An 8,342-nucleotide genomic window follows, 5' to 3' on the forward strand; every position below is an offset into this window, starting at 1 on the left:
TCAAGGCCGCCTTTGCCGGGTGTTTGGGCTGCGCCGGATCACGAGAGCGGCCAGGCCCGAGCCCGCCGGCACGCACCGCCACGCCGCCGCGGCGGCCCTGCGGTGCCCGGTGGAGGGGGAGTACGTGGCGCCGCGCTCGCAGTACGCCTTGGCCCGTCCCACGATCACGTCACACGGGTCGTGGTGTGCCACGTGGGCGTCGGTGGCGAAGGCCTTCCCGGTGTGCGGCCACCAGGCGTCCGGCACGCCCATCGACAGGGTCAGCACGAGCACGCCGGCGACGACGGCGCTCACCGTGAGGACGGTCGCGGCCGCGGCGATGCGCCGGGAGCGGGTGGGGGAGAAAGAGGTCATCACAGGTGTCCCTTCGGGCGATCACCAGTGGCGTGACCGGCGTGCGGCACAGAGGCTGCGGCCGGGGGTGATCCGGCAGGGGCGTGGCGTCCCGGTGTGGTGGTGATGGAGGTGGCGATACGCGCGATGCGGGGGATGACCGCCTTGACGCGGCCGGTGTTCTGCCGGGGGCAGGTCAGCAGGAACTCGCCCTCGCGGCCCTGGTGCCCGACGGGGGACAGGCCGGTGGTCACCAGCCGCACCAGTTCTTCGCTGGGGTCGAGGCCGATGAACTCCAGTCCGCGGCGGGCGCGTTCGCGGTCGACGGTGCGGGCGAGCGCCCGGTAGGCCATCAGCCCCCGGTCGGGGCCGAGTTCTTCGGCGTCGTGGGATCCGGCGAGCAGGCCGGCGCCGTGCTTGCGGCCGTCGTGGAGGATCTCGTGGACCAGGGCCGTGCCCTCGGCGGACGAGGTCAGCCAGTACAACTCGTCCAGCACCACCGCGGTGAACCGCTCGGGGTCCTCGAACGCGGTCTGCCGGGCGATCGCCGCGATCAGGTACAGCACCGCGCGGCCGATGAGGGCCTCCAGCGGCTGCTGGTGCAGGACCTCGGGCTTGTCGAACGCGGCCTTGGGCGGCAGCTTCAGCCCTGTCGTCGTGATGACGATCATGTCGGAGGCGCTGGAGGCGTCCAGGCGGACCGCAGGCAGCGTCGGGTCGAACACCATGCCGGCCAGCGGGTTGGTGGCCACCACCCGGATGAGGCCGGCGAGGGTGGCGGCTGTGTCCTGCCGCTTGCTCCTCTCGCGGGTGGCCATGTCCTCGAGGACCTCAAGGACGCGGTGCATCGACGGGGTGTCGCTGGTGGCGGCCTGTTCGACGGCGTGGTGCAGGACTTCGCCGTTGGTGCTCATCGGGCCGATGCCGAGCTGCAGGGTGAGGTAGGACAGGGCGTAGTGGCGGCCCTCGGGCCCGTCGAACATGCGCAGCGGGTCGATGGAGATTTCGGCCTGGGCGGCGTCGATGATCTGGCAGCGGCCCTGGGCGGCGGTGCGGGCGAAGGTGGCCCACTCGCGTACGGGGGTGCGGTCAATGCAGATCGCGCGGCCGCCGCGCGCCCACACCGCCTCCGTGATCAGCTTCTGCAGCACGCTCTTGCCCGCACCGAGGTCCCCGACGATCCCCATCGAGGCGGATGCGTCGACCTTGGGGGCGTCAGCCACGTTGATCATCACGGGGCGGGTGGTGCCGCTGTCCAGGTCGATGCCGAGGAACATGCCGCCCGGGTCGCCGACCTCGCCCACGGTGAAGGCGCCGCCCAAAGCCCAGTCCTCGCTGATCTGGTGCTGGGTGAACTCCCGCACCACGCCGGGCCGTACCGTGCCGGGCAGGCCCAGGGTGAACAGCGCCTCCTGCAGTCCGGCCGGGCGCACCGCGCGGTAGTCGGCGCCGCCGAGCAGCGCGGCCAGGGCGCGGGCGCGGGCGTCGCAGACGGCGGCGGTCGGCCCCCACACGGTCAGCACGGTCACGGACTGGACCTCGACCTCGACGGAGGTACGCGACAGGCGGGCGTCCAGCTCACCCAGGTCGCGGGCGGCCTCGGTCAGCGAGGCGGGCATACCGGTGGGACGGGCGTCGTACTGGTCGGCCTGGTCGACCAATTCGTTCCTCTTGCGCCGCACCTGGTCCCGGGCCTTCTCCGCGGGCACCAGAGTGAGGTCGATGGTGTAGTCGACGGGAAAGTCGAGACTCTCCAGCTGGGCGAACAGATCGGCGGCGTCCTGGCTGACCGCGGGCGGGCACTCCGCCAAAGCGAGCTGCGCCTGGTAGCCGACTCCCGTGTCGGACTCGACCTGCAGCCAGCGCCGCCCGAGCGGCGAGGTGGTGTTCAGCCGCCACCAGGCCGTGCGGCCCGACCGAGTGATCCGGCCCGCGCTCTTGAGTTCGCCCGTGTCGTCGAGGTCGGGGTCGATGCCGCCTTCCTGCAGGCGGACCTGGCCGAGGTCGGCGTAGCTGGGGGAGCGCAGTACGCCGTCGCGGATCTGCCCGCCGTACAGGTCGCTGGTCTCGGCCTCGGTCAGCAGGGGTTCGGGCAGGCCGCGGTGGAGGGCGTGCTGGATCATCCACACGATTTCCGCGGGGCGGGCCGGACGGAAGGCGACGCCGCCGGCGAGGGCGGCCTCCACCCGCAAGGCCTGCTCGCGGTAGGCGGCCACCTCGGGGCGTGCCACCGGCGCCGGGTGCATGCCCAGCATCGGCGCGATCTCGGCCCACGCCGCGCCGAGTTGCGCACAGACCTGCAGGCCGCCTGTCTCACTGTGCAGGGGCACGGCCAGCCACAAAGTGCGGCGGTGCATCTCCTGGTCATCCAGCAGCTCCAGGGTGGCCTCGACGTTCTCCACCCACGGGTGTGGGCCCGTATCGGGTGCCTGCGCCGCCGGCTCGATGCCCTCGATCATGCGCAGCGCGATCTCACCTGGGTCGACCTGTGCGCACAGACCGAACAGCCGCGGGGCCCCGGACAGGGAGCGCACCAGATGTGTGGTCCTGGCGAGCTGTTCGTCGCGGACCGCGGCGGGCACGTACGTGCCCTGGACGGTCTCCTCACGCTGGCCCTGCGCGTCGGGGCCGGGGTGCAGGCGGTAGACGGCCCACACGCTGCCCTGCGTCGACCACACCAGATGCCCGGCGATGTGACGGATCGCAACCCTCACCGCGCACCCCCCTGCTGGGCAAGCGCGAGCAGCTGCTGCACACCCGACACCGGCCCCGCCAGCCCCGCCGGCGCCGCGGGAACTGCCGGTTCCGTGTGGCGGCGCGCGGCCGAGCGACCGGCGGTCGGCCGCGGATACGGCGTTCGAGGGACATGCCGGCGAGCCGCAGCAGATGCAGTGGCCTGCGCAGCGGGGTCCGCCGCGGGCGCGCCCTCGATGGTGAAGCCGCCGAGCAGCGGTCGCGGCGCACGGTCGCGGGCGGCCCGCCCGCCGATCCGGCCTCCCCTCGGCTGCCGGCCGAGCAGCACCCAGCCCCAAGCGGCCTGCATCGGCGCACGGCCCCGGATCTTCGGCCGGCGCACCGCCCAAATCGCCAGCACCCAGCAGGCGATGGGGAGCGGCCCCGTCCACGACCACCAGCTGATGGTCTTGATCAGGAGGAAGCCGCCGCCGACGGCGAGGGCGATCTGCGCGGGGGTGTAGGGGCCGAGGGGGATCTTCCAGTCGGCGACCTTGCCCAGCACCCAGGGGTGGCGGCGGGCGGTGGTGTAGAAGCGGCTCACCCGCGCCGCGGCCGCGGTCACAGCCACCCTCCGACGCCCGGCGAGTGATCATGGGAAGCGGGGAGTTCGGACTGGACGATGCCGGGCACGGCGGGTGCGCCCTTGGAGGGGTTCTTCACCTCGTCCTCGAACATGTTCGCCAGAGTGTCGCGGGAGTTGTACAAGCCGAGCGCGATCACCATCAGCAGCAGGGCACCGATCCCCGCCTTGAGGCTGAACTTCTGGATCATGATGACGACGACGAGCACGAGCAGACCGGCCTGCAGGCCCTTGGTCGCCCAGTCCTTGAACATCGTGATCCAGCTGTTCCCGAGGTCGTCCAACTGCCCGGCAAGGACCACGCTGTGCACCGTGTTCATCGGGCACCCCCGTCGTTGCCGGCCCCACACTCCAGGCCTGCGACTTCCCACCGGCCTGAGCGGGCCTTGAGCACGAGCTCGTACGCCAGCGGCCACCGGCCGCCGGCATCCCGGGCTTCCACCCGTGCCAGGACACACACCTTCGTGCCGTCGGCAGGGACGTGTTCGGCGGCCGCGGCCTGTTCGACGGCCGACACCTGCTGGACGGAGAGCGCCGTGTACGGGGCGGGGGAGAGCGGAGCCAGCGTCACGCCGGGCGAGAGGTAGCGGCTCACCTCTCCGGCACCAGCCAGGTAGGCGGCGAGGAACTCCCCGACAGCCGAGGACAGATCACCGTCGGGGACGCTCACCCGGTACGGCGACCTCGCCACCTCGGCACGGGCCGGACCGGCCACCACGCCGGGCGCACCTGTTATCGCGAACGAGGCGCCGTCGCGAGCGGCGGCCACCGGCACGGCGTAGTACCGCAACCGCCCGTCCGCGTACTGCGCAGCCACCGTCACCGACCACACACCGCCGTCACGCTGCGCGCTGCGCACCGCCGTCACGGACGTGGGTGCCGGCTGCGCATCGGAGGCCGTCTCGGGCAGGTCGACGCCCGGCGCCATCGACTGCACAAGACGCGCCTGCGCACTCGTCGCATCATCGGCGCTGCTGCGCAACCAGGCGCCGAGGAACAGCTGCGCGTAGCCGCCCGGATTGGTGGCGGCCGCCGCGGTGCGCACGGCGGCGGGCTTGGCCGGGGTGGCGGCCTGGACCGTGGCCGGGGCGGAGGCGACGGCGACGGCCAGGGTGATGGGGCCGGCCGCGACAGCGGTCAGCACCGCTCTACGCGACAGGCGTACGCGGCGCCTCATCGACTCCAGCCGGGCGCCCGCCGCCGTCGGAGCAGCAGCCTCGCCCCTTGAGGCCTGCATGCCAGGGGACATCGTCAAACTCCCAGGTCAGAACGGATGTTGTGACCTTGAGCAAACCCGCCGACCCCGACCCGACCACCGACCACGAGACCCCCACCACGGTCACGATGCAGACACGAAGTCCATGGTCGGGGTCGTGGTCGGCCCGACCACAGGCCCGACCACGGGCCGGCGGCGAATCGAGGACAAGACAGTGCGGCCGGCGCACGGTCCCAGACGACGACCGCTGGGCGACCACACGCCGCCCAGCCACCACACCGGTACCCCGATAGCAGACGGAAGCCGACCGAGCCTGCCGGACGCCTGCGCAGCGCGTCACCCGGGCCTGCGCAACACAAGACCAAGACCACTCGGGGCCCGAGTGCGCAGCCGCGATGCGCAACGCAACTGCGCAGGATCCTCTGCCGGTTGCGCAGCCTGACTGCGCACCGTCCGTCCGGGGGCTGCGCAACCGCTGCGCGCCGGGGTACAGATGGCGTGGTCGGCTCGACCATGACCCCGACCACGGCAGCCGGACAGCTACGTGGCCCGATCGTGGCAGATGGTCGGTGCTCGTGGCCGCTGCTTCTCGCGCCGCGAGGCCGTGTCCGCATGCGCGCGGCCGACAGGGGGGACCGTTACAGGGAGCACAGCCCCAACGCGGATACTGCGACTGGCAGCATCCGGGCCTTTCCTCGTTCCCCCGACAGATCGACGGCCCGGTGGGTTCGGGGGACTCTTCAGGCCCCGCTCACCGGATAGCGTTCCTGCGCCAGGCTCACCGAAGGATTGCCGCGGTTGTGCAGCCGGTGTACTCGATTCAGGACGAGCGGCCCGTGTCGGAGGTGCTTCGGCGCCGTCGCGGCTCGTGCAGTCAACGGCTGGCGGTACTGGAATCGGTAGCGCGGGCGTCCGGGGTGGCCACGCCGGCAGGATGCTCTGCCGTCTACCGGGGGACCTCCAGCCTTCTGAAAGTGCTGGTGGCTTTGGGCGTCAGCGCCGTGGCGTACCTCACGTCAAGGGGGCTCGGCCGCCTGCGGGCTATGCGAAACCCCAGGTCGCACCGGCGTTTTGGAATCCTTCGTGCCGCCCTCACCGGCGCGGCCTGTGACGTAGCTCACTCCAAAAAATCGACTTGTCGATTTAGATTCCCCCAGCACGTGAGCGTTACGAGCACGTTAACCGCCCAGGGGCCGTCTGCCGGCCCTGGAGAGGAGCTGCTGTGGCAAGCTTTCCTCCGCTGCGTGGCGAGTCCGCGCGGTTGCGTGCGGTCCACAAGCCCTTCGCACGCCGGTACCAGGTCATCCACGGTCACCGCTGGGCTTTCCGCATGGCGGGCAAGGGTCCCGTCCTGCTGCTGATCCACGGCATCGGGGACTCGTCGGACACCTGGGCCGAACTGATCCCCGAGCTGGCCCGGCACCACACGGTCATCGCCCCCGACCTACTGGGCCACGGTTGCTCCGACAAGCCGCGCGGCGACTACTCGGTGCCCGCGTACGCCAACGGCATGCGGGACCTGCTGGGAGTGCTGGACGTCAACCGGGCGACGCTGGTCGGACACTCCCTCGGCGGCGGTGTGGCCATGCAGTTCGCGTACCAGTTCCCGGACCGGACCGAGCGGCTGGCACTGGTGAGCACGGGCGGCGTGGGACGCGGTGTCACTCCGGCGCTGCGCCTGGCCTCGCTGCCCGGGGCCCAGTTGGCTCTGGCCGCGTTGCGGCTTCCAACAGTACGGACGCAGACCGCCCTCGCGATCCGGCTGCTGCAGCTGTTTGGCACGGGGCTCGGCGTGGACGCGCCGGATCTCTTGCGTGTGGTGGATGCCTTGCCCGATACGGCCTCCCGCGAGGCGTTCATTCGTACGCTGCGCGCTGTGGTCGACTGGCGCGGTCAAGTAGTGACCATGCTCGACCGCTGCCATCTCACCGCAGGTATGCCGACCCTGCTGGTGTGGGGCTCGCGCGACCAGGTCCTGCCCGCCTTGCACGCCAAGGTGGCACATGCCGCCATGCCCGGCAGCCGTCTGGAGATCTTCGAGGGCTCGGGGCACTTCCCGTTCCACACAGATCCGCAACGCTTCCTTTCCGTTCTGGAGAACTTCGTCGCCACGACGGAGCCGGCCAGTTGCCGTACGGAGCAATGGCGAGAGCGGCTGCGCTCGCAGGGGCGTTGACACGGACAAGACGCCGGCATCCGATAGCGCTCCGCGAACTGCGCGACCGGGCGCATGCCCGACTTTTGTCATGGCGGCCTGTTCCGGGGCTCGGGCTGAGCAAAGCCCGACACGCCGCGAACGACTTTCTCGACGACGAGCTCAACGCACAGCCGGCCACACAGACTGCCCGTCACAGCTTCGACTTCGGCGATGCGGAGGCTACCTTCGCTTGGGGATGGGACCTGTCGCGCCGGCCTGAGCGCAGAGACTGCGGCTTGCGTTTTGCCGCGACCGCTGCCCTCATGCCGTCCCCCATCTGTGCGCGCCTGTTTCGGATCCCTTGACCGGAACATCCACGGAGGAACCGGGTGAATGCCCGGTCGGTGATGGTGTCCCGCCGGATGGTGTAGCCGATCAGCCCGGGGCGTGCGCCGGGGTGCGCTGGGTGTGTAGCTGTGCGTAACTGGGCGCCCGGAGTGCCCGTAATTCACTGGACGCTCCTTGATGAGCGCGCGACCCATTTCGAAGCCCCGACTCCTGGCTCATCGAAGTTGACCGCTCACCGCTTGGACTAGCTGGTGCGATACGACTTGGGCACGGGAAGCCCGAATCGGGCGCAAAGCTGCGTCACGTCAGAGAAGTCAACTGCGCGTGGGGTATATCCGGTGTGGCATCGCAGTGCCCACTCCGGGGCCTCGCAGCGCACGACCGTGTCGAGGATCTGGCCTACGCCACCGAGGTCGGCCGTAGTGAACTGATGTCCGTTCACGACGCTCCCGTAGTGAACGACTCCGTGGGCGAGCTCCTCGTACAAGTGAAGATCGACTCGCAGGTGCTCACCATCGTGTAGCACGAAGTTCCACGGCCTGTCGCCGCCCCAAGGCAGCACGCGGTCGATGCCGAGCCGGGAAAACGCGGCGATCAACGGGTCAAGGTCAGCTGCTGGAAGCCAGAGGTCGAGGTCGGAATGTTCGCGGGTCTGCAGGCCCATCAGCGCGTCAACGGCCCATCCGCCACCGACACAGGCTCGTACTTCGTGAGCATCAAGCTCCGCGATCACTGACAATGCCGACTCAGCTGTCATGACGTGCTTGTGCATCCGCCGCCTCCGATCTGCTCGCGGTCCTGTGAGCGATGACGCGGCGTGGTTGATGACCGCACGATCCCCGGGCATTCTGCCTCACCGGACTCTACCTTTGATCTTGGCCAGTGCTCCGCCCTTTAGGGCAAGGCCATGAAGTTTATGGGCTGATGGGTGCTGTCAACAGGATGTCGATGCTGACGGTGGCCTTGTAGGTGTGTCGGTCGACGCGCAGGCT

Annotated in this window: 7 protein-coding genes and 1 pseudogene; 2 read left to right on the forward strand and 6 right to left on the reverse strand. The window is 70.4% G+C overall.

All coding sequences use genetic code 11. The features are described 5' to 3' along the window. The 5 genes from ACZ5NH_RS43560 to ACZ5NH_RS43580 are packed head-to-tail and all read right to left on the reverse strand — an operon-like array spanning nucleotide 1 to nucleotide 4,898. Entirely contained in the window at nucleotides 1-354 is a 354-nt protein-coding gene (locus tag ACZ5NH_RS43560) for a hypothetical protein (RefSeq protein WP_468783803.1), read from the reverse strand. Then, nucleotides 354-3,047: an ATP-binding protein gene (locus tag ACZ5NH_RS43565; protein WP_468783805.1), complete on the reverse strand. Its 2,694-nt coding sequence runs from the start codon at nucleotides 3,045-3,047 to the stop codon at nucleotides 354-356. Before ACZ5NH_RS43565 ends, ACZ5NH_RS43560 begins: the two co-directional genes overlap by 1 nt. Beyond that, nucleotides 3,044-3,631 carry a hypothetical protein gene (locus tag ACZ5NH_RS43570; protein ID WP_468783807.1) on the reverse strand — a complete coding sequence of 196 codons (588 nt, stop codon included), beginning with the start codon at nucleotides 3,629-3,631 and terminating at the stop codon, nucleotides 3,044-3,046. Before ACZ5NH_RS43570 ends, ACZ5NH_RS43565 begins: the two co-directional genes overlap by 4 nt. Further along, a complete protein-coding gene (locus ACZ5NH_RS43575; RefSeq protein ID WP_468783808.1) occupies nucleotides 3,628-3,969 on the reverse strand; it encodes a hypothetical protein in 342 nt (113 codons plus the stop codon). The genes ACZ5NH_RS43570 and ACZ5NH_RS43575 overlap by 4 nt, the downstream gene beginning before the upstream one ends. Continuing rightward, the gene (locus ACZ5NH_RS43580; protein WP_468783810.1) at nucleotides 3,966-4,898 is read right to left on the reverse strand and encodes a conjugal transfer protein; all 933 of its coding nucleotides are present in this window, start codon (nucleotides 4,896-4,898) and stop codon (nucleotides 3,966-3,968) included. Before ACZ5NH_RS43580 ends, ACZ5NH_RS43575 begins: the two co-directional genes overlap by 4 nt. A 579-nt stretch (nucleotides 4,899-5,477) precedes the next feature. On the opposite strand from ACZ5NH_RS43580, the pseudogene ACZ5NH_RS43585 reads away from it, so the two are divergent. Further along, a pseudogene (locus tag ACZ5NH_RS43585) lies at nucleotides 5,478-5,791 on the forward strand (transglutaminase domain-containing protein); the annotation flags it as partial. Nucleotides 5,792-6,087: 296 nt separating this feature from the next. Then, entirely contained in the window at nucleotides 6,088-7,041 is a 954-nt protein-coding gene (locus tag ACZ5NH_RS43590; protein ID WP_468783812.1) for an alpha/beta fold hydrolase, read from the forward strand. 553 nt (nucleotides 7,042-7,594) lie between these two features. Here ACZ5NH_RS43590 and ACZ5NH_RS43595 read toward each other — a convergent pair. Next, entirely contained in the window at nucleotides 7,595-8,122 is a 528-nt protein-coding gene (locus ACZ5NH_RS43595) for a nucleotidyltransferase domain-containing protein (protein WP_308031258.1), read from the reverse strand. Between the last annotated feature and the right edge of the window lie 220 nt (nucleotides 8,123-8,342).

The organism is Streptomyces sp. NPDC031426, assembly GCF_055581585.1.

What these genes read in the sequence shown, in the direction of transcription:
- ACZ5NH_RS43595 (WP_308031258.1), bottom strand. Translation starts at nt 8,122, where the DNA reads ATGCACAAGCACGTCATGACAGCTGAGTCGGCATTGTCAGTGATCGCG.
- ACZ5NH_RS43560 (WP_468783803.1), bottom strand. Translation starts at nt 354, where the DNA reads ATGACCTCTTTCTCCCCCACCCGCTCCCGGCGCATCGCCGCGGCCGCG.
- ACZ5NH_RS43580 (WP_468783810.1), bottom strand. Translation starts at nt 4,898, where the DNA reads ATGTCCCCTGGCATGCAGGCCTCAAGGGGCGAGGCTGCTGCTCCGACG.
- ACZ5NH_RS43575 (WP_468783808.1), bottom strand. Translation starts at nt 3,969, where the DNA reads ATGAACACGGTGCACAGCGTGGTCCTTGCCGGGCAGTTGGACGACCTC.